Below are 24,642 nucleotides of genomic sequence, written 5' to 3'. Positions count from 1 at the left end.
TCAAGTCACAAATATATATTACTGATAAAATAACTTGATTTTCTGATTTAAAACTCCTTTCTAACAAGTCATTCGTATACTTTTATTTTTCAATTCTATTATACCACAACTAGAAAACGGTTTCAAGTTTTTTCCTAAAAATATGTGCAAGTAATACGGGGAAATTAGCATGAAAACTTTTTAAAACAAACCAACCCCAGATAAAAATACATATTTTGTTTTAAAGAGAAAAAAGTTCCGAAAAACTGTCACATCTGCATTTGGTTGCTCTTTGATTTCAAAAAAAGTATTAAAGATGGGAATATACCACATTTGCTCTTAGATGTGAACGAGAGAAACACCCTAGACATTGCCAAGAAGGAAAAAAAAGGGTACAATGTAACAAAATCAAGGGAGGTCTGGAATGAAGAAACAAAGCAAGTACCAAGAGGTCGTTTCCTATCTGAAAAATGGTATCGAGTCTGGACGCTTTCCGACGGGAAGTCGCCTGCCTTCTATCCGTCAACTAAGCCTTGACTTTCACTGTAGCAAGGACACCGTTCAGCGCGCCCTGCTGGAATTACGGTACGAACAATACCTCTATGCCAAGCCCCAGAGTGGCTACTATGTCCTAGAACAAGGGCAACACCAAGACCTCGAAATCGAGGTTACGGATGAACACGCCAGCGCCTATGACGATTTCCGACTCTGTGTCAATGAAACTTTGATTGGCCGGGAAAACTACCTCTTCAACTACTATGAAAATCAAGAAGGTTTAGAAGACTTAAGACAATCCATTCACCAACTCCTCTTTGACCAAGCCCTCTACTGCAAGGCTGACCAACTGGTACTGACTTCTGGAACCCAACAAGCCTTGTTTATCCTTTCTCAAATTTCCTTCCCTAGCCAAGCCAAGGAAATCTTGATGGAACAACCGACCTACCATCGAATGAATCGCCTCTTGATTGCTCAGGGTCTGGACTATCAAACGATTGAACGAGGCATTGATGGGATTGACTTGAAGGAACTGGAAGGCCACTTCAAAACAGGAAAAATTAAGTTTTTCTATACCATTCCTCGATTTCACTATCCTCTAGGCCATTCCTATTCTGAGCAGGACAAACGAGCTATTCTTGACTTAGCAGCCAAGTATGATGTCTATATCGTAGAGGACGATTATCTGGGTGATTTGGACTCCAAGAAGGGCCAAACCTTCCACTATCTTGATACAGAGGAGCGTGTCATTTATATCAAGTCCTTCTCGACCAGCCTCTTTCCAGCCCTTCGTATTACAGCACTCATTCTTCCAAATGCTATCAAAGAAGCATTTGTGGCCTACAAAAATATCCTAGACTACGACAGCAACCTCATCATGCAAAAGGCCTTATCACTCTATATCGATAGTCAATTGTTTGAGAAAAATCGTCTGACTCGCTTGAATAATCAAGAAACTTACCAAAAACAAATCAAGGAAAGACTAGCTTACAGCCCCTGTCCTCTTCCTCATTTTCCTCTTCACGATGGTTTATTGCTAGACCTGAGACAGTATCCTAAAATCGCCAATCTCAAACACAGTCAACTAGGCTTGGACTTCTTTGAAGAGGCCTATTTAAGCACCTGTCCTTATCAATTTGCCAAGGTGTCCCTAGACAATCTGGAAAAGGTTTTAAACTATTTAAAAGCAGAATTGGAATGACATCCAACTCTGCTTTTTCTTATTCTTCAACTTCAGTTAGACTTGCTGCTTTTTCAAGATAGCTTTGGTAAGTTCCTTCATCCTTGAGTTTTTGGATGACCTTGTCTACAACTTCTCTCAAATCATCACTATTTTTTCTAAGAGCAACGGCATTGGCGTCGCCGTCCTTCATCTTCAAGCTGACAATTGCGACAGCTAAGTCAGCGTTTTTAGCAGCATAACTAAGTGCAACAGGCTCATCCATATGAACAGCATCTACTTTTCCAACCTGCAATTCATTGACTGCTTCACCCATATTAGTTAGGGAAGTTAATTGAGCTTTTGGCAATTGTTCCTTGACCATTGATTCTGGAACAGTCCCTTTTTGAGCCGCAATATTAGCACTTTCAAGGCTAGTTAAATCCTTGTATTTTTCTACATCAGCCTTACGAACCAAGAAACTAATCTTGTTTTCATAGTAATGGATTGAAAAATCAAAGACTTCTTTTCTCTCGTCAGTAGCGCTAATTCCCGCAACTGCTAGGTCAGCCTTCCCAGTTTGAAGACTGGTCAAGACATTGTCAAAACTCATGCTTGAAATTTCCAACTTCACCCCAAGTTCATCAGCGATAACTTGAGCCATATCAATGTCCGCACCGACTACCTGATTTTTCCCGTCAACTAAAGACTGAAATTCAAAAGGTGCATAGTCAGGACTTGTCGCCACAACCAATTTCCCCTTTTGCTTAATGGCCTCAACAGCTGACTGAGAACCATTCGAACCTGACTGGCAAGCTACTAAGAAGAAACTTGCAAGAAAACTACATAAAACAAATATCCATTTTTTTGATTTCATAAATAAACAACCCCTCTGTTAATTTTGTATAATTATAACGATATCTAAGTTACTTGTCAAGTGTTTTCTTGCATTTTCATAAAATATATTTACTAAAAAATAGAAATACAGTGGTTAGTTTATCTATCTATTGGGAACTTATTTTCAAAAAAATCATTTATCATATCTTGATGCTGCTGGTTTACAATTGCAATATTTTGTATGTCACTATGATCAAAAAATCCTAATTCTAAAGTTTCATCACTTGTAAAAAAATTTGTAGAGATAGAAGTTTCAGATGAAACTAAATACAAGATTGTAAGAACTTGAGCCTCATCACCATTCGGATAACTGTCTGAATATTTTGTATAAACATTTAAGAGTTTTTCCACCCTCACTTCGACTCCTGTTTCTTCATAAAACTCTCGCACTAAAGCTTCTAAAGCCGATTCTCCTAATTCAAGAGCACCACCTGGTAATCCCCACGTTCCTTTATCTGCTCGTTTTTGTAATAAAATTTTTCCTGATTGACTTAATATTCCACAGGTAAAATTTAAAATAATCTTATCTTTTCCAACTTTTTTCTGATATTCTGTATGTAGTTCATTATTCACCTCTGACAAAGTAAACTATCTATACAATGAAAGCTTACTGTATTAAAAAGTAAGCTTTCACAATAATTTTATCCTTTGAATACTTTATAATTCGACAATCTTACCTGTTTCAAAGTAAACAACCCATTCACAGATATTTTTAGCATAGTCACCGATACGCTCCAAGTAGGAAATAACTTGGAAATAATCACGACCCGTAACAATGGCTTCTGGATTTTTCTTAATCTCTTCAGTCGCAAGGTCACGGATAGTTTCAAAATAGTGGTTAATTTGCTCATCCATGGAGGCTACCCGGTATGCGTCGTCAACAGAACCATTAAGATAAAGATCAAGTGCTGCTTCAACAACGCTTTTAACTTCACGTCCCATTTTTTGAATTTCTTCCTCTACAGCTGGGATGCGCTCTTCCCCCTTCATACGGATGGTTGCCTGGGCAATGGCTACAGCGTGATCCCCCATACGCTCCACATCTGATACAGCCTTAAGGACAGTCAAGACTGTACGCAAATCTTGAGAGACTGGTTGTTGGAGTGCAATCATTTCAAATGATTTCTTTTCCAGTTTCACTTCGTATTCATTTACTTCTGCGTCATCTTCGATGACCTCTTTTGCCAGGTCACGGTCATGCGTGACAAAGGCACGCACCGTACGATTGATTTGTGAGAGCACTTCTTGTCCCATAGCGTAGAACTGGTTATGTAATTTCTCTAAATCTTCTTCAAATTGAGATCGTAACATCTTTCATCTCCTTATCCAAATTTTCCTGTAATATAGTCTTCCGTTTCCTTGTGTTGGGGATCAAGGAACATCTGCTTGGTATCATTAAATTCAATCAAATCTCCATCTAGGAAAAATCCTGTCTTATCAGAGATACGTGAAGCTTGTTGCATGGAACGGGTTACCAGAAGCATGGTGTACTTGTCTTTTAGACCATACAAGGTTTCCTCAATTTTACCAGCTGAAATCGGATCCAAAGCCGAAGTTGGCTCATCCAAGAGGATGATTTTAGGACTGGTTGCCAAGACACGGGCCACACAGACACGCTGCTGTTGACCACCTGACAATCCAATAGCTGAATCATGTAGACGATCCTTGACCTCATCCCAGATAGAGGCACCTTTCAAGGCTTTTTCTACGGCTTCATCCAGAACCAGCTTATCCTTAATTCCATTGATACGAAGCCCGTAGACAACATTCTCATAGATAGTCATAGGGAAAGGATTAGGTTGTTGGAAAACCATTCCGATTTCCTTACGTAATTCAACCGTATCTGTACGCGGACTGTAGATGTTGTGACCATTGTACACCACGGATCCAGTTGTGGTCACCTCTGGATTGAGATCTCCCATGCGGTTAAGAGACTTGAGGAGGGTTGACTTCCCTGATCCAGATGGACCAATCAAGGCTGTAATTTCCTTAGGTTGGAAAGATAGGGAAACACTATTCAAAGCCTTCTTTTTATTATAATAAACGGACAGGTCTGATACCTGTAAAATCGCATCTGTCATACGGTTTCCTTTCTAACCAAAGTGACCAGATACATAGTCATTGGTGGACTGTAGCTTGGCATTTTGGAAAATAGTTGCAGTTTTGTCATACTCAATCAAATCACCCAAGTAAAAGAAGCCTGTATAGTCACTTGCACGAGCAGCCTGCTGCATATTATGCGTTACAATGATGATGGTAAAGTTTTTCTTGAGCTCAAACATGGTCTCTTCTAGTTGCATGGTCGCAATCGGATCCAAGGCTGAGGCTGGCTCATCCATTAAGAGGATATCTGGCTTAACAGAGATGGCACGAGCGATACAGAGACGTTGTTGCTGACCACCTGATAAGGTCAAGGCTGACTTGTGGAGATCGTCTTTAACCTGATCCCAGAGGGCAGCCTGACGAAGGGAGGTTTCTACGATTTCATCTAGGACTTGCTTATCCTTAACTCCAGCACGTTCATGCGCAAAGGTAATATTACGGTAAATTGACTTAGCAAATGGATTAGGGCGTTGAAAAACCATTCCAATGTGTTTACGCATTTCATAAACGTTGATTTCTGGACGGTTGACATCAATTCCACGATAGAGAATCTGCCCAGTTACTTTAGCAATATCAATAGTATCATTCATGCGATTGAGACTGCGTAAGTAGGTAGATTTCCCCGATCCCGACGGACCAATCAAAGCTGTAATTTTATTTCTTTCAAATTGCATATCAATCCCCTTAATGGATTCATTTTTACCATAGTAAACATGGACATCCTTAGTAGAAAGGGCTACTTTTTCTTCAGGAAAGGTAAGGATATGCTTCTCATCCCAGTTATATGTTGACATGGCTTCTCCTTTAGACAGCGGTTAATTTCTTGTGTAGATAGTTTCCGAACTTACGAGCTCCAAAGTTAAAAATCAGGATAAAGATTAGGAGCACAGCGGCAGAACCTGCTGATACAATAGTTCCATCTGGAATAGTGCCTTCACTATTGACTTTCCAGATATGGACAGCCAAGGTTTCTGCTTGACGGAAGATAGAGATGGGGCTAGTCACACTGAGGATATTCCAGTTAGACCAGTCAAGAGCTGGCGCCGATTGCCCTGCTGTATAAATCAGAGCTGCAGCTTCGCCAAAGATACGACCAGATGCCAAGACGACACCCGTTACAATACCTGGAAGCGCTTCTGGAATAACAACATGAACCACTGTCTCCCAACGAGAAATCCCAAGAGCCAGACCAGCCTCACGTTGGGTATGGTGAACATGTTTCAAACTATCCTCTACATTACGCGTCATCTGAGGCAAGTTAAAGACTGTCAAGGCCAAGGCACCTGAAATGATTGAAAATCCATACTCAAACTGGACTACAAAGATCAAGTAACCAAAGAGACCCACCACCACTGATGGTAAAGAGGACAAGATTTCAATACAAGTCCGCACAAAGTTGGTAACAGGACCTTTTTTAGCATACTCAGCCAAGTAAATCCCAGCTCCCATAGAAAGAGGTACAGAAATAATCAAAGTAATGACCAATAGGAAAAAGGAATTGTAAAGCTGAATGCCAATCCCACCACCTGCTTGAAAAGCAGAAGACCTTCCAGTCAAGAAAGACCAAGAGATATGGGGCAAGCCCCGAACCAAGATATAGAGAATCAAGGAAGCCAAGATTGTCACAATGATGCTAGCAATCGTATAGAGGACAGCTGTTGCAAGTTTATCTAATTTCTTAGCGCGCATAATTTTTCTTTCCTCTTTCTTTCGTAATCAATTTAATCACACTGTTAAAAACTAAACTCATCAAGAGCAGTACCAAGGCCAGTGACCAGAGAACATTATTATTTACAGTTCCCATGACAGTGTTCCCAATTCCCATAGTTAATATAGAAGTTAAAGTTGCAGCTGGTGTGGTCAAGGAAGTTGGGATAACAGCGGAGTTTCCGACAACCATCTGGATAGCTAGAGCCTCACCAAAGGCACGCGCCATCCCAAAGACCACTGCAGTGAAAATACCAGAACGGGCCGCCTTCAAGATCACACGCCAGATAGTCTGCCAGCGAGTGGCTCCCATAGCGAAACTGGCCTCACGATAATAACGAGGAACCGCACGCAAGCTATCCGTTGTCATAAAGGTTACGGTCGGCAAAATCATGACAAAGAGGACGGAAATCCCTGACAAAATCCCAAAACCAGTCCCACCAAAGACACTGCGAACAAAGGGAACGACGACTTGCAAGCCAATAAATCCGTACACTACTGAAGGAATCCCAACCAGGAGTTCAATAGCTGGTTGCAAAATCTTCGCCCCTTTTGGTGATACTTCGGTCATAAAAACTGCTGCACCAATAGCAAAGGGTGTTGCGATAAGGGCTGAGAGAATGGTAACGATAAAGGAACCCAAAATCATAGGAAGGGCACCAAATTCTTTACTAGAAGGATTCCAAGTTCCTCCCAAAAGAAAGTCAAAGATATTCACACCATTGACAAAGAAGGTCGACAAGCCTTTTTGCGCTACGAAAACCAAAATCATGGCCACAAGGATGACTATCAAAGAAAGACAGGCAAAGGTCAAACCTTTTCCTAATTTCTCCAGACGAGAATTCTTTGATGGAAGCAACATTTTCTTAGCTAATTCTTCTTGATTCATTATTGTCTCCCTTCCAACACTGTCACAGTTCCGGCAGCATCTTTTTCAACCTTCATTTCCTTAATCGGAATATACTTCAATCCTTTGACAATCCCTTCTTGGGTCTCATCCGAGAGAACAAAATTGAGAAATTCTGCAGCCAACTCATTGGGCTGCCCCAATGTATACATATGCTCATAAGACCACAAGGGCCAATTATTGCTACTTATATTTTCTGGACTTAAGTCATAGCCATTCAACTTCATGCTTTTGACCGAATCATCTATATAGGTAAGAGATAAATAAGAGATAGCTCCTGGACTTTTTGATACGATTGATTTTACCGCTCCATTTGAATCCTGCTCCTGACTTTGCATGGCGGACTGACCTTCCATAATGACAGTATCAAAGGTAGCACGAGAGCCAGAGCCGGCTGCCCGATTGATAACAGAGATGGGTAAGTCCTTACCACCAACCTCTTTCCAATTGGTTACCTCACCTATGAAGATTTGACGAAGTTGCTCTGTCGTTAGGTTATCAACATCGACCTCCTTATTGGCAATCAGAGCCAAGCCAGCTACCGCGACCTTGTGGTCAACAAGAGCAGAAGCATCAATTCCGTCTTTTTCCTCAGCAAATACATCTGAGTTTCCTATATCAACTGCCCCAGACTGAACCTGGGACAAGCCTGTACCAGAACCTCCCCCTTGGACATTGACCGTTTTTCCAACATGGATCGTGCCAAATTCATCTGCCGCTACTTCAACCAAGGGTTGCAAGGCAGTTGAGCCAACAGCCGTTATGGATTCTCCACGATCAATCCAGCTAGCACAGCCTACTAAACAAGCCGTCAGCCAAAAAGCGATAAGAGACAGAGCAAGCTTTTTTCTTTTTTTCACTGTTTTTCTCCTCGAAAATAATTATGAATACTGTGAATTTTTTAAGTAGTTCTTTATGAGTTGACGCATGAATTCTTACCAAATTTCTGCGCAATTGATTATTTATATAATATAGGCTATATTACTCTTTTCTAACCTCCTTTTTTCATATGTGGATAAAATCTCTTGTCTATCCCTTCCCCCATTGTCACCCATTATAGTCATTTCGTGTCTCTTTTTCCCCTTTTTAATGCAAGGAAAAGGTTACTCTCCTTAGATGATAATCCAAAAGCTAGAAAGGTATCTCAAACCTCTCTACTCTCCCAGACTAGTTTACAACTAAAAGGAAAAGATTCTATTTTATGGGAAATCTAGTTTACAAGCGGTAAGAACGCTAATAACTAAACTTCTTGTACTCTTTGAAAATCTCTTCAAACCAGGTCAGCCTTGCCTTGTTATAGGTATGTACCTATTTGGTCAGTCCTATCTACAACTTTAAAGCAATGCTTTGTAACTGACTCCGTCAGTCCTATTTGCAACCTCAAAACAGTATTTTGAGCTATCTATGGCTAGCTTCCTAGTTTGCTCTTTGATTTTCATTGAGTAGTAAAACTACATGTGATGGCAATCAAGATATCAAGAATCATCCTACTAAAAAAATCCATACTTTCACTATAACATAGAATAAGATATTTGACTAGCATTTTCACTTGAATCTGAGGCCTTTTGGAAAATAATTTTTCAAAACATTTCCAGTAACCTTTGCAAAGCCCAAGCCATTGCCTTTAACCAAAACTTGGTACCAACCATTTGGCAGACTTTCTGCCAGCTGAACAGTTTCTCCAGCCACATACTTGACAAACGCTTCTTGGCCAATTTCAACCGACTGTTCGACCTGACTCGGTTTCAAGGCTAGACCAAGAGCGAAACTGGGCTCAAAGCGTTTCTTCTTAAAAGTGCCCAGATGCAGTCCATTGCGAGCAATCTTGAGCTTCCCTAAATCTGGCAAAAGTTCTGGCAGGAGATAGAGTTGGTCACCAAACGTCTGCAAGATACCCGATAGATTAACCTTCAGGTGGTTTTGGGCAAATTCCTGCCACAAGGCAACTTGTTCTCGGCTGAGATTGCTCTTACTTGTCTTAAATTTAGGGGCTGGATTTTCACCTTTAAATTGTAAATGCGCGATAAACTGACCCTCTCCCTTAAAATGATGAGGGTACATACGAGCCGTTTCTGGCAGATCAATACCAGCTACCATTCCATTGATATGCTCTACTGGCAACAAATCAAAATCATAGTCCTCCAGTAGCCAATTGACAATATCCTCGTTTTCCTCGGGAGCCCAGGTACAGGTTGAATAAACCAAGCGACCACTTTCTGCTAGCATGGTCACTGCATCCTCCAGAATTTCTCTTTGCAAGCTAGCACATTGACTCGGATAATCTAAGCTCCAATAGTCCATAGCATCTGGTTGCTTACGGAACATCCCTTCCCCTGAGCAAGGGGCATCAAGGACAATCAGGTCAAAATAGCCCTTAAAAACCTTGGCCAAGCGGTCAGCAGATTCATTGGTCACCACAACATTTGTCGCACCAAAGCGCTCCATATTTTCTACTAAAATCTTAGCCCGTTTGCTTGAAATTTCATTGGAAACAAGTAGCCCCTCCCCTGCTAGATAGGCTGCCAGTTGAGTTGATTTGCCCCCCGGTGCAGCAGCCAAGTCCAAGACCTTCATACCAGGACTGGGTTGGGCTACTTGAGCCACCATTTGAGCAGCAGGTTCTTGCGAATAAACTAAACCTGTAGCATGCTCAGGCGATTTCCCTGAAACCTTCCCATAGTGGCCCCAAGGGGTTTGAGGAATGGCATCAGAAAAGGAAAGTTGCTCTTCTTTTAAGGGATTGACCCGAAAGGCCGAAACCGCTTCCTCCTCAAAAGAGGCAAGAAAATCTCTTGCCTCATCTCCTAGTATCTCTTCATATTTTTCAACAAATCCTTCTGGAAATTGCATTTAAGTTCTTTTCCTTTCGTAAATATAGGACTGAATTTCCTCCTGCATCTCAAGAGGTAGCATCATGACCGGTTGTCTGGTTTGAAAATCAAGAGGTTGACCAGATAGGGTCACAACCCGATAGCCCAGACTTTCCCCTAAAATACTAGCTGCAGCATAATCCCATGGTTGCAGATAGGTGACATAGGTCAACAAACGCCCTGACAAAATCTTGGCAAAACTAATGGCCGCACTCCCATAAACACGAACACCAAGTACTGCTCGACTCAAATCAGCCAAGCCCCATTCATTGGTTTCCAGCATGCCACTATTTCCCGCAATAAGAAAATCTCCAAGTGGTTTGGCTTTAAAGGGAGCTAGGGGCTTATTATTTCGACAGACTGGAAAGACCCCACCACCATGATAACAATCTCCTTTGACCACATCATAAATCAGACCAAACTGTCCCTGACCATTTTCAAAATAAGCCATCATAACAGCAAAACCTTCCTGCTGGGCGACAAAATTATTGGTACCATCAATGGGATCAATGATCCAAACCTTGCCCTCTTGAACCGAAGCTCGCAGACACCCTTCTTCAGCACAAATCTTATCCTCAGGATAACGGGACAAAATCTCACCAACCAAGAGTTCCTGAACTTCCTTGTCCAGTCTGGTCACCAAATCTGTTGGAGAGGACTTGGTCTCAACACGCAAGTCTTCCTGCATGTGGTCAAGGATGTACTGACCCGCTTTCTTAATTAGCTCTTTAGCAAATTCAAATTTACTTTCCAAGAGAAATCTTTCCTTCCCCTTTTTCCTTAGCCGCCTGAACTGCTCGGTAAAGCGAATAGCCACTGACTGTTTCAAATTCTCGTCCCAAACGTTTTTCTTCACTCTTGCTTGGCACAACCGCCTTGAATCGCTTATAGGAGTCCAGTAACTTTTTAGCCTCTACCTTGCCTTCATAGGCAGCTTCAACATCATTAAAAAAAGAAAGCACTGAAGCAAGTTCTTCAGTGCTCCACGACAAATCTAGTGGGTAACTATACTGTTTGTTCATTAACTAATACCAGCTCTCATTCTTGCTTCTTTTAGTTCTTGCTTACGGTAACTACGAGGGAGAAAAGCACGAATCTCATCTTCATTAAAACCGATTTGCATGCGCTTGGCATCAATAATAATTGGACGACGCAAAAGACTAGGATACTGCTCAATCAAATGAAGCAATTCCGATACCGAAATACTCTCTACATCAATATTCAATTTTTGAAAAATTTTTGAACGAGTTGAAATGATGTCATCAGTACCATTTTCGGTCAAGGAAAGGATGTGTTGCAATTCTTTTCTTGTTAAAGGACTGGTCATAATATTGTGTTCCACAAAGGGAACCTTATGTTTTTCTAACCAGGCCTTAGCCTTACGACATGATGTACAGCTCGGTGATAGAAATAGTGTAATCATGCTTTTCTCTTCTTATCTATACTTTGCTACTTCTATTATACAAAAAAATAAAGCGCTTGACTAGAGATTTTTAGAAAAAAAGCCTATTTTTTCAAGAAAAATAGACTGTTCGCGAACGATTGCCTTTGTTTGAATTTGATTAATTCCTTCTTAACCATGGTTTCAAACAATATGCATTTTTATATACGTAAATTAAAAACAGCTTTCATTTCACTTCCTACGACTTTTCAGATAAAGATAGCCAAAGAAGCTTTCATATAGGGCAAAAAAGAGGAGGAAGGCATGAAGGAAGAAGGTCTCTGGCAAAATCAGAATCACTGGATCCTTGGCTGGGTCAAAAAGCCAGGTATCATCTCCCACAAAGAGAATTTGATGGAAAAGAGTAAAGAATTGGTCAAAACCAATCAAAACTCCCCCAAGACCAATCAGCAAAGGAAAAACCACTAGGGTCAGGAGCCCTTTACTAAATAAAGATAAAAAGCCCTTTTTTACAATCTTATTGACAAAGAAATAGAAACTTGGAAGTGTCACTAGAGCTACTAGCTGAACCAAGTGAAAGAGGTTCTTGACCACCTCAAAGTGGTGCAGACCAGCTGCTGACGAACGAAAATCTGGCATCTCTAGGACCTGACTAAAAGGATTGGTCAGGTAATTCATCAAGATATGAAAGTTGTACTGAATGGTTTCTGGTTTTAGATAAACTCGATTCGTTAAGTTTAGCCACTGAATTTCCAGCGGATAAAAAATCCAAGCCTGATAAATGGTCATAAGGATTGAGAGGGAGAGGAGAAAGAGCATAGAGGCCCAAAAGGTCAGTTTAGTTTTCATCAAAATCCCACTCCGCAAGGCTAGAAACCACATGTGTCGGTGCAATTGGCAGGTCTGCTACTTCTTCTTCCTTAGTAAAACCAGTCGTTACTAGGAGCGTTGGAATGCCATTGTCAATCCCTGCTCGAATATCAGTTAAATAGTTATCTCCAACCATAATCAACTCTTCACGTTCTAAGCCTAAGTGCTCAACCGCCTTGTCCATAATGATGGCATTGGGTTTTCCGATATAAACAGGCTTCACTCGTGTTGCTACTTCAAGCAGGGTAATCAGTGAACCAGCACCAGGCAAAAGACCACGCTCTGTCGGGATATTGAGGTCAGGATTGGTTCCGATAAAATGAGCTCCCTTTTGGATAGCTAGAGTTGCTGTGGCAAATTTTTCATAATCGACTTGCCAGTCCAGACCTACTACCACATAGGCAGGATTTTCCTTGTCTTCCACATAGCCAGCCGCCTTGATGGCTTCCTTGAGCCCTGATTCTCCGATAACATAGACAGTCTTTTCCAGTCCCAAGTCATTCATATAGTCGATAGTTGCCAAAGTCGCTGTGTAGACAGTCGATAGAGGCGTATCGATATTAAAATTCTGAGCCAACATTTCTTGAACACTCTCAGGAGTACGGGTTGTATTGTTGGTCACAAAGAGATAGGGGATGTCTCGCTTTTGCAATTCATGGACAAAAGCCTCTCCTGCTGGGATTCGGTCTTTCCCCTTATAAATGGTTCCGTCTAAATCAATTAAATAGCCTTTATATTTCATCTATTTCTCCCTAAGCCTTTTTTATTTCTTGCCATGTGATGATAGCTTGGGCATTGGTAGCCCCGTCGCTTGTAATCTCATGCTTGCTTTCCAGTCCAGTCCTTTCAACAGCCGATGTAATAAACCCACCTGGTCGAACTTCCTTGACATACTTGAGATTGATTTTCTTGGGAATATAGTGGGTCAAAAAGTCCGCTCCCATGACCTCAAAAATCCAATCCAAGTATTTACTGTTATTGACATGACCATTCATATCCAAGTCGTAAAAACGGACATGGTAATCCTTGCTAATTGGATTTTCCAAGAACTCATACTTTGGCCCGCGGATAAGCTTTTTATTAAATTCAGACTGGTAAGGAGCCACAATCTCAGGTTCGACAGCATGGATTTTTCGACTGTCTCGGTCCATGAGAACAAAGGTCGCCATCATGTGGATGAGTTCCTGACCTGCTTCATCATAAATGGTAAAGCGACGGTAGCAAAAGAGCCGATTGTAGCTCAGGGCTTCCGTTTCGATGGTAATTTCTTCCGCAAAACGAGGCAAACGAACCACCTCAATATCGTATTCTGTGATAATCCAGACCAGATTATGCTCTTCTAAAATGGCCTTATCACTAACTCCCAGTTCAATCGACTGCATCCCTGAAACTTGTAGGGACAGCAAAATCACATCTGGAAGTTTGATATGACCGTTCATGTCAGCCATATCAAAAAGAATTTTCATTTTCATTTGATAAGTTAAGCCCATCATCCTACTCCAAAATAAATCGTTCTGCTACGGTGTCTCCTAAAAAGAGACCTCTCTTTGTCATGCGCACGCGATCACCGTCTATTTGCATGAGACCTTGTTGAACCAAGTCTCTGACAATTTCTCCATAAAGTCCATCAAAAGACCGTCCAAATTTTTCCTCAAATCGCGCCATGGAGACTCCTGATTTCTTGCGGAGTCCCAGGAACATTTCTTCTTCCATTTGCTCTTTTTGACTCAGGTACTCCTCTGTGATACGAGCATTGCCTTCCTCAACCGCATTAAGATAATGGCGAATGGGACCATGATTTTTATAGCGAATACCATTGACATAACCAGATGCTCCAGCACCGATGCCATAGTATTCAGCATTGTCCCAGTACATAAGATTGTGGCGACTTTCAAAACCAGGTTTGGAGAAATTAGAAATCTCATAATGCTCAAAGCCTGCTCGCTCAAGCTCAGTGATGATGTACTCAAACATCTCCGCTTCCAGTTCCTCCTTAGGCAGAGGCAATTTCCCTCGTCGCATACGGTTCATAAAGACCGTATGATTTTCCAAAATCAAGCTATACAAACTCATGTGGGGAATATCCAGTCCAATGGCCTTAGCCACATTTTCCTGGACCTGCTCCATGGTCTGACCAGGCAGCGCATAAATCAAATCAATGGAGATGTTGTCAAAACCAGCCAATTTCAGGCGGTCGATATTTTCATAAATATCCTTCTCCAAATGACTGCGCCCAATCTTTTTCAGCATCTTGTCGTCAAAGGTCTGCACGCCTAGCGAAACACGATTGACAGCCGAGTTTTTCAAAACAGCAATCTTATCCGCGTCCAAGTCGCCTGGATTGGCTTCAATGGTCAACTCTTCCAAGGCAGACAAGTCCAAGTTTTTAGTCAAGCCCTTCAATAACACCTCCAGTTGCGGAGCTGACAAGGCTGTTGGTGTCCCACCACCAATGTAGAGGGTCCGCAACTTTTGAATATCATAAGAACGAAACTCTTCTAACAGATGCTCTAAATAACTGTCGACTGGCTGATTCTTAATAAAAACTTTTGAAAAATCACAATAATAACAAATCTGGGTACAAAATGGGATGTGCACATAGGCTGACGTTGGTTTTTTCTGCATAGTACTTATTATACCACAAAAGCGAACAATACTTAGAATTCCCTTTAACAAAATCCTAGCATTGTTCGCTTTCTTTATCTAAACATTCTTTTTATTTTATGACGAACACGATTCCCAGAACCAATCTAGTTTGTCTTTACAATACAAAAGAATGAATGTTCATTTGACTAAATTTTTAGTCTTCTTTTTTCTTTCCAAGAGCAAGTCCGAGACCGCCTAGCAGACCAAGAAGTTCTAGAGATGCAAGAGTCGCATTTGATTCTGTTCCTGTATTTGGTAATACATTTTGAGAATCATTTGACTTAGTTCCATTATCACTAGCATCTGTAGTATCTTCATGATTTGCATTCGGAGTAACTGCATCTGGAATTGGAGTTGTTGATGCAGGTGCAGGTGTATCTTGACCAGAATTTCCATTAGTAGCAGGTGTGACTGGAGTTGCTGGAGTGACTTTACCTGGTGTTACCTTAGCTGGTGTTGTTATATTATTAGCAATGTGTTCTGTGATATGACCGTCAGTTGAATCTACATCGTAAGTGGTTGTTGTAACTGTCTTACCTTTTGCTCCTTCAACGCGTTCATTAGGTGTGTCAACTTCTCGTTCACCATCTCTAACATATTCAACTTCAGGTTCAATCGGGGTTTCTACTACTTTGTCCTTGGCTGCGACTTTGACAACTGTTTCTATTGCCGGTTGCTTAACTACTGGTTGTCCTACATGTTCAATCAGATCTCCAGTGTTAGGATCTACACTATAAGTTGTTGTTACTGTACTAGTACCTGAAGTACCAGTTGTTGTTACATTAGCTTCACCTTTAGCTCTTGTGGCATCTTTTTCATAACGTACACTTGGCTCAAGTTGGGTAACGACAACTGTAGATTTGGCTCCATCTTTCTTAAACACTTCATCAATTGTATTGTTAGTAATCTGTCCTGTATCGAGATCTTTCATACTCACAGTTATTGACTTAATGATGTCATCTCCGCGTTTACTATATACAACAGTTTCTCCAACTTTTTCTACAGATTTAACTGTTGCAATGTTTTTATCTTGATAACCTGTCCCATCTAAGGAAATTCGTTTCCCAGATATAAACTCTGATCGTCTATTAATCATATCAGCTTCAAAATAAGAACGTGAACTGTGACCTCCACTGGTTCGTCCAACATTTATAACAACATCACTATCATTGCTGACGCCTTTTCTTATCGCCAAATCATTATCAACAATATAATGAGTCATTTTACCAGACTTGGCTATTTTTTTGCTATCTAAACCTTTTTGCCAAAATTCACGACTGGAAAGCAAATTGGTCACAACTTTTGGAGCATTAAAGGTTGTGCCTTTTTTTAATACATTATTATAAACGTTTCTATAAGCCAACTGTTCTTTAGGAGACATGACTCTGCTGTCAGAATATGCCAACTGATAAGCTTCAACCATTGCCCGTTGTACTAAATATCCTCCTAAAGAATGACCTGTCAAATAAAGATTAGTAATACTCTTATCTTTAGCTAGTTCATGCATAATATTTTCTGCATCTATCCCTTGTTGAGGATTGCTTCCTAATCCAAGTGTTATATCAGCTCCTATATCTTTCGCATCACTTGTTCCACGAAAGGCTAATACTTGTGCAGTTCCATTTGGTAAATATAAGAAATCACTCTTCGTTTCATACAAGACAGCATCTAGTCCACTGGAGGTATGGTAACTTTTCTTCCTTTCCCAATAAGGCCCCAATTCCTTATTCATCATCATATACTCATAACGTGGTTTACTGTCACCATTCTTTTTATATAACTCTGACTCTGTTAAGGGTCTCTTATGATCCAGCACTCTATCAATATAATTATCATCACGGTAGGATAATTCCATGAACATAATCATATCGCGCTCACTTACATTCCATTTTAATTTTTCATCTGGCTTTTCTTTACTGTCAATAATACCATCACCATCAGTATCTTCTAATAAGGGATGACTATTATAACCTACATACTTTTTCCCACCTTTTTCATAAATATAAAGTTCTTCTTTATCCTTCAAGTAATCATCATCTGTATAGGCTTCTGGACTTAACTTAGAGCCGTTTAACAATAAACTATCAAGCTTATTACCTTCTGAACCGATTACTCCTGCTTTTATTTGCTTAGCATACTCATCAGTTAATTCATACTTTTTAACCTCGGAAGGATTTGATGCTGCTCTCACCGCTGGAGTGCTTGATCTGTCTTCACCCGCCACGAAATCCCTTGTGGTCAAGCTATTATTTTCCTTATTCCCAGATCTGACGGGTTCTGTAGTCCTTGTAGATCCTATTGGAACATCTCTGGTATCTAACTCAGAAGAAGGATTATTTTGATTATCTAGTATAGGTTGAACTTCTTCTCTTTTATCCACAGAAGATGGAGAATTTTCCGTAGAAGCAAGTACTCCCTGGGATGGTGTAAACAAAGCAATGCCTATTAATACAGAAGCCACTCCAACAGAAAACTTTCGAATCGAAAAACATTGACGTTTATTAAAAATATCTTTCATTTTACCAACTTTCTTTCTAGCTATTTTTTACAAAATAGAGAGTTCTACTATTTTCCCTTGACAAAATACTAAACCCTTTCTTGACTAAAATTTTAGAACTTTTCCTCTGCTTGATTATAAACTACCACATTGATTTCTAATCATAAAAAAATGAATTGCTTAATATTAATAAAATATCAGTACAATATAAAAAATGTAAATATTTCACTTTCAACACTGCCATTATACCATAATACTCAATGAAAATCAAAAAACGCATAATATCAGGCCTTGAAAAACCTTGATACTATGCGTTTGATTATGGGAAGATCTACTTCATTTTCTCCTAGAATTGAGTTTTTGCCCAGTCTCATCAAATCTAGATTTTTTCTTCTTTGATATCAATCACAATCTCTTCTGATTCATCAAGAATTTCGGCCTTTTCTTGCCATTGCTCTTTGAGATTATTGAATCGATATTTTGATACTTCTGTCGCTTGACGAGCACATGATTTGGCTTGAGCAAGGACGCTGTCCACAGTGATTTCACCCGACTCAACCTGTTCTTTGGTTTTAAGAACAAAATCTGTAGCCTGCTCCTTGACTTCTGTCAGTTTTTCACAGACCTGCTCCTTGGCATACTCTGGATTTTCTCTCAAATCATCCAGAAAATCTTGAGCCTGACTGCAAACTTGTTTGCCCTTGTCGCTTGTTAAAAACAAGGCAAGAGCTGCACCTGAAACGGTTCCTAAAAGGATTGAGGATAATTTACCCATAAGGATTCTCCTTTTTTATTTTTTTAAAAATTTACTTGCAAGACGAAGAGCTGATAAACTTGCCCCAGTCTTGAGTGTTTTTGAACCAGCTGATGAAGCTTTCTTGCTCAAGACACGCGCATGGTCATTGAGGTCTGAAACAGATAGAGATAAATCTGCAACAGCACTAAAGAGTGGATCAATCGTTGCCACCTTGACATTAATATCATCTGCCAAGACATTGATCTTAGACAGCAATTCATTGGTATGATGCAAGGTCACATCCACATCTGAAGTCAAGGTTTTAATCGTCTTCTCTGTTTCATCGATAACACGGCCAAGCTTTTGTACAGTAATGATTAGATACACTAAAAATACAATCAAAGCAAGGGCAACAAAAATATATGCAACTTCTAACATTTAGTTTTCCTCCTCTGTAACATAGTAAGGGGCCTTCTTTCGATTTTGATATAGAATGATAAAAATACCCAGTCCGATAAGGACAACTGATAGCCATTGAGACACTCGAAGGCCAAAGAACATGAGACTATCTGTTCGCATGCCTTCGATGACCATACGACCGAAACCATACCAAATCAAGTAAAAAGCCGTGATATGACCTCGTCTGAGACTTTTCCATTTTCGTCTAAAAATCAGAATCAAGGCAAATCCAAGTAGATTCCATAGGGACTCATAAAGAAAGGTCGGCTGACGGTAGCTCCCCTCAATATACATCTGGTCACGAATAAAGACAGGTAGATAATCCAAATTATCCACTGCTGCACCATAAGCTTCTTGGTTAAAGAAATTGCCCCAGCGACCCAAACTTTGGGCAATCATGACGCTAGGCGCCGCAATATCTAGAAAATCCCAAGTGTTAATGAGTTTACGATCAGCAAAGATATAGAGTACAAGTGCCCCAGTTATCAAACCACCGTAAATGGCCAAACCACCATTCCAAATGGCAAAAATCTCTCCCAAATTCTGACTATAATAATCAAAACGGAAAATGACATAGTAGAGACGAGCTCCTAAAATAGACAAGGGAAAGGCTATCAAGATAAAATCTAAAATATCGTCTGGTATGATCTTCTTTCTAGGCGCTTCTTTCATGGTCAAATAAACCGCAAGAATCAAACCTGTAACAATACACAAGGCATACCAACGAATGGCTAGAGGGCCTAGTTGAATAGCAATTGGATCAAGCATTAGGCACCTCATTTCGAGCGATGAGACTTGTCAGTCGTTCTTCGAACAAACGGGTCGCATCAAAGCCCATTTCCTTGGCACGATAATTCATGGCAGCTGCCTCAATCACGACAGAAATATTACGACCTGTTTTAACTGGAATGCGGATACGAGGAATGGCTACGCCAGAAATTTCTATTTCCTCTGCATTGTTTCCAAGACGATCAAAAGTCTTATGTGTATCATAGTTTTCCAAATAGACAGCAAGTTGAACCTGTGAAGAATCCTTGACGGCACTGGCACCGTAGAGGCTCATGACATCGATAATCCCAACCCCACGAATTTCAATCAGGTGTCTCAAGATTTCAGCCGGTTCACCCCAAAGAGTAATCTCATCCTTGGCAAAGATATCGACCCGATCATCAGCTACCAAGCGGTGACCACGTTTGACAAGTTCCAGACCTGTCTCACTCTTACCAATTCCACTATCTCCCTGAATCAAGACGCCCATCCCATAGATATCCATCAAAACCCCATGAACACTGGTACGTTCTGCCAAACGAGAATCCAGATAGCTAGATAACTCTCCAGATAAACGACTTGTCGCTGTACGGCTGGTTAAAATAGCAATCTTACATTCTCTGGCTGCTTTTAACATCTCCTCTGGAACCACCAAACCACGGGCAACAATGACCGCTGGTGTCTCAGGTAGAAACATTTTTTTCAAAACTTCATAACGGCTGTTGGAAGGCATGCTGATCAGATAAGACCACTCCTTCATCCCCAAAAGTTGAATCCGCTCTGGCGTGTAGTAGTCAAAATAACCTGTCATTTCAAGACCAGGTCGCGTAATATCTGCTGTATTGATTTCCTTTTCAAGCAATTCTGGTTCGCCATAGACAATGTCTAGTCTAAGCTTTTCAATCACTTCTTTTACTAAAACCGACATCATTTCCTCCTTCAATCGAGTTCTTCTCTCTATTATATCAAATTGTAGGAGGAAGTTTCAGATTTTTGCAGGCTTTGGAGTATTTATTTATACTCAATGAAAATCAAAGAGCAAACTAGGAAACTAGNNACGAAGTCAGTAACCATATCTACGGCAAGGCGACGTTGACGTGGTTTGAAGAGATTTTCGAAGAGTATTAAAAGAAAAAGGACTAGATTTCTCCAGCCTTTCATTTCAAATTAGAATTTTTTACGTTTACGAGCTGCTTCTGATTTACGTTTACGTTTTACAGAAGGTTTTTCATAGAATTCACGTTTGCGTGTTTCTTGAAGAGTACCAGCTTTAGTAACCGCACGTTTGAAACGACGAAGTGCGTCGTCAAGAGATTCATTCTTACGTACTACTGTTTTAGACATTTTTTTCACTCCCTTCAAGTTCAATATCTATTTTATTCTACACGTAAAAGGAATAATTGTCAAGCAAAAATGCGGTTTAATTTTGATTTTTTCTTACATTTATACAAGAGTTGAAAGCGTTCAATAGAACATTGCTTTTTATTTTTCAAGTAAGCTAAGCGCTTCAGCATCCGCAATAATGGTCACATCAGGGTGATTTTGGAGACTACTTGCAGGTAGATTCTCAGTCACTGGGCCAGACACTGTTCCGGCAATGGCTTCTGCTTTCGACTCACCGTAGGCAAAGAGAAGGATTGACTTGGCATCCAAGATGTTCTTAATCCCCATTGAAATAGCTTGGGTTGGGACGTCTTCAATCTTGTCAAAAAAGCGCGCATTGGCTTCAATAGTAGACTGGTCAAGTTCTACTAGATGCGTTTGACTGTCAAATGGAGTACCAGGCTCATTAAAGCCGATATGCCCATTGCGACCGATTCCCAAGATTTGCAGGTCAACTGGATGGTCAGCCAAAATTTGGTTGTAGCGTTCAACTTCAGCTTCAGCATGATCCTTAACACCACGAGGCAAGAAACTTTCTTTAAATGGTTTTTGGTTGAACAAGTTTTCTTGCATGAAGTGACGGTAAGACTGTGGATTGTCGCCATCAAGGCCTACATACTCATCAAGGTTGACACTGGTTAGATTTGAAAAATCGAGGTCACTTTCAACAATTTCCTTATAAAATTCAAGTGGACTACTTCCTGTCGCAAACCCTAAGGTTTGAGCGCCATTGGCTAATTTTTCCTTCAAAATCTCAAAAGCAACTTTTCCACCTTCGATTTGGTTTTCAACTTTAATAACTTTCATCTTTTCATCCTCCATTTCTATCTATTTTTATTATATGGTATAGACCAATTTTTGTCAAGTGAAAACGATTTAATTTCTAAAAAAAGAGCGTCTATACTTGAAACATGTTATAATGGATAGGATTAGAACTTAGAAAGAATGAACAGATATATGAATACAGCTGATTTTGACTTCCACTTACCTGAGGAATTGATTGCCCAAACACCCCTTGAAAAACGAGACGCCTCTAAACTCCTCATCGTCAACCGTGAGACAGGAAAAATGCAGGACAAACACTTCCACTCCATTATTGATATGCTGGAACCTGGTGATGCCCTCGTTATGAACGACACCCGCGTTCTCCCTGCCCGCCTCTATGGTCAAAAGGAAGAAACTGGAGGCCATGTGGAACTTCTCCTGCTCAAAAATACTGCTGGAGATGAGTGGGAAGTTCTGGCTAAACCTGCCAAACGCCTCAAGGTCGGTACTCGTATCAGCTTTGGTGATGGTCGCCTCAGCGCTGTCATTACAGAAGAATTGACCCACGGAGGCCGCATTGTCCGCTTCGAATACCACGGAATTTTCCTAGAAGTTTTGGAAAGTCTGGGTGAAATGCCGCTGCCACCTTATATCCACGAAAAACTGGATGACCGTGAACGCTATCAAACAGTTTACTCCAAGGAAAGCGGCTCAGCTGCTGCACCAACTGCTGGACTTCACTTCACCAAAGAACTGCTAGCAGAAATCCAAGCTAAGGGTGTTCATCTAGTCTATCTGACTCTTCATGTCGGACTCGGAACCTTTAGACCCGTTTCTGTGGACAATCTAGACGAACACGAAATGCACTCAGAGTTCTATCAACTTTCTGAGGAAGCAGCTGCAACTCTCCGCTCTGTTAAGGAAAATGGTGGTCGTGTCATCGCTGTCGGAACCACTTCTATCCGCACCTTGGAAACTATTGGTTCCAAGTTTGAGGGGCAAATCCAAGCAGATTCTGGTTGGACCAATATCTTTATCAAACCTGGCTATGAGTGGAAGGTCGTGGATGCTTTTTCAACCAACTTCCACCTGCCAAAATCAACTCTGGTCATGTTGGTTTCTGCCTTTGCAGGCCGTGAATTAGTCTTAGACGCTTATCACCATGCCATTCAAGAACACTACCGCTTCTTCAGTTTCGGTGATGCCATGTTTATTTATTGAGAAAGAATTTCTCTAAATCTTCTAATACCAATAAATCACTAAGATATTATTTCAAAGAACATCTACAATTGAAACTCTAGCTAGCTGTAGAGGACGCCTAGTACATTAAAATTAAAATGTTTCTCCCTAGCTGCGAAAATATTGCCATAGATTGCGTTGACTCTCCAAATCGATTCATCTATATTTTATTTCAGCTTCCTATATTTTCTTCGCTGTTTGTAAATCAAAATACAAGATACATGAGTAGCACCATATTTGTTACTCTTATCTGTCCTCTCAAGAGACTATTATGAGTGGTTTCAGAATCATTCACTACTTTGACCCTGACTCTCCTTAGTCTCAAAATCAAAGACTAAACAAAAAGTGAACAAACCTGAATTCTAATGTACAGAAGACTAGGCTTGTTCACTTTTTATAGTCGCTATAAGATGACCTTATCTATAGCTTTTTATACATAATTATATATTCAGACATACTATTATCAATTGTGTCGCAGGGAGGAATCTGTTAACGCACCCATTCACCATTATCATTGACTCTATAGCCATCTATACTTGTATTGATCGCTAGCTCACCCGATGCATTTACATAATACCATTTACTGCCAACTTGGAACCATTGATTGGCTTTCATAGAACCGTTGCTGTTGAGGTAGTACCATGAACCATTATTTTGTAGCCAACCTATCTCCATAGAACCATTATCGTTGAGATAGTACCATGAACCATCAACTTGCTCCCAACCTGTTGCCATGGAACCGTTAGAGTTGAGATAGTACCATGAACCATTCACTTGTGCCCAACCTGTTGCCATGGAACCGTTAGAGTTGAGATAGTACCATGAACCATTCACTTGTACCCAACCCGTTACCATGGAACCGTTAGTATTATAAAAATACCACATACCATTTTCTTGTTTCCAGCCTGTTGTTGCAGCAACTGGTTTAGCTGGTTCTAATGCTGAATCTGTTCCTTGATTAGATGTAACAGATACAGGATATGAAGGAATAGATGACTTCTTAGGAACAACAACTTTTTCAGGTTCTCTCGTCCCTCTCCTTATACGTCTTTTTACCATCTCTTTAGTAATTTGACGAGAAGTAGTTTCTTCAATTGTTCCATCACGTTCATCTACAGTATAGATTGTAGTAAGCGTAATTTCACCAATTTCTCCTGCTTCTTCTATTTCTTGACCTTTATCAAGAGTTGAGTCATCGAGATATTCTGTTTCGATTGGAATTTCTTGGACAAGAACTTGGGGCTTGGTTCCTTTTTTAACAACTCTTGTTTGAGAGTCTTCTTTTTGACTTAAAGTACTCTCAGTTACTTGTCCACTCTTTCCATCTACATCATAAGTTATCGTTGTAACTGTTTTCCCATTCTTTCCTAGAGTAATCTCTTGCTCCTGTCCTGCAGAAAGGTCATTGTCTGCTTCATATTTAGTAGCAAATGGAACAAGAACTTCTTCAACCTTGCTCTTAGCTGGAACTTTGATAACTGTATCCGTGGCTTCTTTTCTATCAACAGTAACCTTTTCGCTAACCTTACCAGTCTCTGGATTAACATCGTAGGTCGTCGTTGTGGTTACATAGCCATCCTCTCCGTCAACCATCTCAATAGAAGCTCCTCGGTCTCTAGTCTCATCTTTTTCATAACGGATGACACTTGTAGGAAGGACTTCACGCTCAACCTTGCTTTTAGCTGGAACTTTGATAACTGTATCCGTGGCTTCTTTTTTCTCTACGGTAACCTTTTCGGTAACATGACCATTCTCTGGAT

25 protein-coding genes and 1 pseudogene are annotated in these 24,642 nt (G+C 40.5%); 2 read left to right on the top strand and 24 right to left on the bottom strand.

Features of this window, described 5'->3' with window-relative positions:
• Positions 1–403: 403 nt before the first annotated feature.
• Positions 404–1,675, top strand: coding sequence for a PLP-dependent aminotransferase family protein (locus HT703_RS03940; protein ID WP_000744853.1), 1,272 nt, complete (start codon positions 404–406; stop codon positions 1,673–1,675).
• Positions 1,676–1,694: 19 nt separating this feature from the next.
• Here the strand turns inward: HT703_RS03940 and HT703_RS03935 are convergent, their stop codons facing one another.
• The 23 genes and pseudogenes from HT703_RS03935 to HT703_RS03825 all read right to left on the bottom strand — a co-directional run bounded on the left by HT703_RS03935 (position 1,695) and on the right by HT703_RS03825 (position 21,685).
• Entirely contained in the window at positions 1,695–2,510 is an 816-nt protein-coding gene (locus HT703_RS03935) for an ABC transporter substrate-binding protein (RefSeq protein ID WP_166731929.1), read from the bottom strand.
• 119 nt (positions 2,511–2,629) lie between these two features.
• Entirely contained in the window at positions 2,630–3,103 is a 474-nt protein-coding gene (locus tag HT703_RS03930) for an NUDIX domain-containing protein (protein ID WP_033605139.1), read from the bottom strand.
• A gap of 84 nt (positions 3,104–3,187) precedes the next feature.
• Complete coding sequence (gene phoU / locus HT703_RS03925; RefSeq protein WP_000946465.1) at positions 3,188–3,841, bottom strand: phosphate signaling complex protein PhoU; 654 nt, start codon at positions 3,839–3,841, stop codon at positions 3,188–3,190.
• A gap of 11 nt (positions 3,842–3,852) precedes the next feature.
• Positions 3,853–4,611, bottom strand: a complete 759-nt coding sequence (gene pstB / locus HT703_RS03920; RefSeq protein ID WP_172929937.1) for a phosphate ABC transporter ATP-binding protein PstB — start codon at positions 4,609–4,611, stop codon at positions 3,853–3,855.
• A 12-nt stretch (positions 4,612–4,623) separates the two neighbouring features.
• Positions 4,624–5,427: a phosphate ABC transporter ATP-binding protein PstB gene (gene pstB, locus HT703_RS03915; RefSeq protein WP_000109217.1), complete on the bottom strand. Its 804-nt coding sequence runs from the start codon at positions 5,425–5,427 to the stop codon at positions 4,624–4,626.
• A 10-nt stretch (positions 5,428–5,437) separates the two neighbouring features.
• Entirely contained in the window at positions 5,438–6,322 is an 885-nt protein-coding gene (gene pstA, locus HT703_RS03910) for a phosphate ABC transporter permease PstA (protein WP_001201787.1), read from the bottom strand.
• Positions 6,312–7,229 (bottom strand): phosphate ABC transporter permease subunit PstC, encoded by a 918-nt coding sequence (gene pstC, locus HT703_RS03905; RefSeq protein ID WP_001070908.1) that lies wholly within the window; start codon positions 7,227–7,229, stop codon positions 6,312–6,314. Before pstC ends, pstA begins: the two co-directional genes overlap by 11 nt.
• The gene (pstS, locus tag HT703_RS03900) at positions 7,229–8,107 is read right to left on the bottom strand and encodes a phosphate ABC transporter substrate-binding protein PstS (protein WP_000746334.1); all 879 of its coding nucleotides are present in this window, start codon (positions 8,105–8,107) and stop codon (positions 7,229–7,231) included. Before pstS ends, pstC begins: the two co-directional genes overlap by 1 nt.
• 685 nt (positions 8,108–8,792) lie before the next feature.
• Positions 8,793–10,097, bottom strand: coding sequence for an RsmF rRNA methyltransferase first C-terminal domain-containing protein (locus HT703_RS03895; protein ID WP_172929936.1), 1,305 nt, complete (start codon positions 10,095–10,097; stop codon positions 8,793–8,795).
• The gene (locus tag HT703_RS03890; RefSeq protein WP_172929935.1) at positions 10,098–10,871 is read right to left on the bottom strand and encodes an inositol monophosphatase family protein; all 774 of its coding nucleotides are present in this window, start codon (positions 10,869–10,871) and stop codon (positions 10,098–10,100) included.
• Positions 10,861–11,139 (bottom strand): UPF0223 family protein, encoded by a 279-nt coding sequence (locus HT703_RS03885; protein WP_023936063.1) that lies wholly within the window; start codon positions 11,137–11,139, stop codon positions 10,861–10,863. The genes HT703_RS03890 and HT703_RS03885 overlap by 11 nt, the downstream gene beginning before the upstream one ends.
• Entirely contained in the window at positions 11,139–11,540 is a 402-nt protein-coding gene (locus HT703_RS03880; protein ID WP_000631259.1) for a Spx/MgsR family RNA polymerase-binding regulatory protein, read from the bottom strand. The genes HT703_RS03885 and HT703_RS03880 overlap by 1 nt, the downstream gene beginning before the upstream one ends.
• A 210-nt stretch (positions 11,541–11,750) precedes the next feature.
• Positions 11,751–12,368, bottom strand: a complete 618-nt coding sequence (locus HT703_RS03875; protein WP_023936061.1) for a TIGR01906 family membrane protein — start codon at positions 12,366–12,368, stop codon at positions 11,751–11,753.
• On the bottom strand, positions 12,358–13,131 hold the full coding sequence (locus HT703_RS03870; RefSeq protein ID WP_000875448.1) for a TIGR01457 family HAD-type hydrolase: 774 nt from the start codon (positions 13,129–13,131) through the stop codon (positions 12,358–12,360). Before HT703_RS03870 ends, HT703_RS03875 begins: the two co-directional genes overlap by 11 nt.
• Positions 13,132–13,141: 10 nt before the next feature.
• Positions 13,142–13,879, bottom strand: a complete 738-nt coding sequence (locus HT703_RS03865; protein ID WP_000524760.1) for an acyl-[acyl-carrier-protein] thioesterase — start codon at positions 13,877–13,879, stop codon at positions 13,142–13,144.
• 4 nt (positions 13,880–13,883) lie between these two features.
• Positions 13,884–15,014, bottom strand: a complete 1,131-nt coding sequence (gene hemW, locus HT703_RS03860; RefSeq protein WP_001170090.1) for a radical SAM family heme chaperone HemW — start codon at positions 15,012–15,014, stop codon at positions 13,884–13,886.
• 175 nt (positions 15,015–15,189) lie between these two features.
• A complete protein-coding gene (locus HT703_RS03855) occupies positions 15,190–17,553 on the bottom strand; it encodes a YSIRK-type signal peptide-containing protein (RefSeq protein WP_172929934.1) in 2,364 nt (787 codons plus the stop codon).
• Between the two features lie 358 nt (positions 17,554–17,911).
• Positions 17,912–18,307 carry a YtxH domain-containing protein gene (locus HT703_RS03850; protein WP_000517395.1) on the bottom strand — a complete coding sequence of 132 codons (396 nt, stop codon included), beginning with the start codon at positions 18,305–18,307 and terminating at the stop codon, positions 17,912–17,914.
• Positions 18,280–18,706: pseudogene (locus HT703_RS03845) on the bottom strand (DUF948 domain-containing protein). The gene HT703_RS03850 and the pseudogene HT703_RS03845 overlap by 28 nt, the downstream one beginning before the upstream one ends.
• On the bottom strand, positions 18,707–19,495 hold the full coding sequence (gene lgt, locus HT703_RS03840) for a prolipoprotein diacylglyceryl transferase (RefSeq protein WP_054392788.1): 789 nt from the start codon (positions 19,493–19,495) through the stop codon (positions 18,707–18,709). It abuts the pseudogene before it with no gap.
• Positions 19,488–20,423: an HPr(Ser) kinase/phosphatase gene (gene hprK / locus HT703_RS03835; protein ID WP_000115147.1), complete on the bottom strand. Its 936-nt coding sequence runs from the start codon at positions 20,421–20,423 to the stop codon at positions 19,488–19,490. The genes lgt and hprK overlap by 8 nt, the downstream gene beginning before the upstream one ends.
• A gap of 239 nt (positions 20,424–20,662) precedes the next feature.
• Positions 20,663–20,839: a 30S ribosomal protein S21 gene (rpsU, locus tag HT703_RS03830; RefSeq protein WP_000048054.1), complete on the bottom strand. Its 177-nt coding sequence runs from the start codon at positions 20,837–20,839 to the stop codon at positions 20,663–20,665.
• Between the two features lie 138 nt (positions 20,840–20,977).
• A complete protein-coding gene (locus HT703_RS03825; protein ID WP_054392789.1) occupies positions 20,978–21,685 on the bottom strand; it encodes a glucosamine-6-phosphate deaminase in 708 nt (235 codons plus the stop codon).
• A gap of 150 nt (positions 21,686–21,835) precedes the next feature.
• Here HT703_RS03825 and queA point away from each other — a divergent pair, with 150 nt between their 5' ends.
• The gene (gene queA, locus HT703_RS03820; RefSeq protein WP_054392790.1) at positions 21,836–22,864 is read left to right on the top strand and encodes a tRNA preQ1(34) S-adenosylmethionine ribosyltransferase-isomerase QueA; all 1,029 of its coding nucleotides are present in this window, start codon (positions 21,836–21,838) and stop codon (positions 22,862–22,864) included.
• Positions 22,865–23,371: 507 nt separating this feature from the next.
• Here the strand turns inward: queA and HT703_RS03815 are convergent.
• Positions 23,372–24,642, bottom strand: a 1,271-nt coding sequence (locus HT703_RS03815; protein ID WP_172929933.1) for a PspC-related protein choline-binding protein 1, incomplete at its 5' end; no start/stop codon positions are given.

Origin of the sequence: Streptococcus sp. 3874 (assembly GCF_013276425.1) — a bacterium.
Classification (GTDB): domain Bacteria; phylum Bacillota; class Bacilli; order Lactobacillales; family Streptococcaceae; genus Streptococcus; species Streptococcus pseudopneumoniae.
This window is presented reverse-complemented; position numbering and strand designations above follow the sequence as displayed.

Coding starts and splice junctions, on each gene's coding strand:
- HT703_RS03940 (WP_000744853.1), top strand. CDS start 404: ATGAAGAAACAAAGCAAGTACCAAGAGGTCGTTTCCTATCTGAAAAAT.
- HT703_RS03935 (WP_166731929.1), bottom strand. CDS start 2,510: ATGAAATCAAAAAAATGGATATTTGTTTTATGTAGTTTTCTTGCAAGT.
- phoU (WP_000946465.1), bottom strand. CDS start 3,841: ATGTTACGATCTCAATTTGAAGAAGATTTAGAGAAATTACATAACCAG.
- pstB (WP_172929937.1), bottom strand. CDS start 4,611: ATGACAGATGCGATTTTACAGGTATCAGACCTGTCCGTTTATTATAAT.
- pstB (WP_000109217.1), bottom strand. CDS start 5,427: ATGTCAACATATAACTGGGATGAGAAGCATATCCTTACCTTTCCTGAA.
- pstA (WP_001201787.1), bottom strand. CDS start 6,322: ATGCGCGCTAAGAAATTAGATAAACTTGCAACAGCTGTCCTCTATACG.
- pstC (WP_001070908.1), bottom strand. CDS start 7,229: ATGAATCAAGAAGAATTAGCTAAGAAAATGTTGCTTCCATCAAAGAAT.
- HT703_RS03895 (WP_172929936.1), bottom strand. CDS start 10,097: ATGCAATTTCCAGAAGGATTTGTTGAAAAATATGAAGAGATACTAGGA.
- HT703_RS03885 (WP_023936063.1), bottom strand. CDS start 11,139: ATGAACAAACAGTATAGTTACCCACTAGATTTGTCGTGGAGCACTGAA.
- HT703_RS03880 (WP_000631259.1), bottom strand. CDS start 11,540: ATGATTACACTATTTCTATCACCGAGCTGTACATCATGTCGTAAGGCT.
- HT703_RS03875 (WP_023936061.1), bottom strand. CDS start 12,368: ATGAAAACTAAACTGACCTTTTGGGCCTCTATGCTCTTTCTCCTCTCC.
- HT703_RS03870 (WP_000875448.1), bottom strand. CDS start 13,131: ATGAAATATAAAGGCTATTTAATTGATTTAGACGGAACCATTTATAAG.
- HT703_RS03865 (WP_000524760.1), bottom strand. CDS start 13,879: ATGGGCTTAACTTATCAAATGAAAATGAAAATTCTTTTTGATATGGCT.
- hemW (WP_001170090.1), bottom strand. CDS start 15,014: ATGCAGAAAAAACCAACGTCAGCCTATGTGCACATCCCATTTTGTACC.
- HT703_RS03855 (WP_172929934.1), bottom strand. CDS start 17,553: ATGAAAGATATTTTTAATAAACGTCAATGTTTTTCGATTCGAAAGTTT.
- HT703_RS03850 (WP_000517395.1), bottom strand. CDS start 18,307: ATGGGTAAATTATCCTCAATCCTTTTAGGAACCGTTTCAGGTGCAGCT.
- lgt (WP_054392788.1), bottom strand. CDS start 19,495: ATGCTTGATCCAATTGCTATTCAACTAGGCCCTCTAGCCATTCGTTGG.
- hprK (WP_000115147.1), bottom strand. CDS start 20,423: ATGTCGGTTTTAGTAAAAGAAGTGATTGAAAAGCTTAGACTAGACATT.
- rpsU (WP_000048054.1), bottom strand. CDS start 20,839: ATGTCTAAAACAGTAGTACGTAAGAATGAATCTCTTGACGACGCACTT.
- HT703_RS03825 (WP_054392789.1), bottom strand. CDS start 21,685: ATGAAAGTTATTAAAGTTGAAAACCAAATCGAAGGTGGAAAAGTTGCT.
- queA (WP_054392790.1), top strand. CDS start 21,836: ATGAATACAGCTGATTTTGACTTCCACTTACCTGAGGAATTGATTGCC.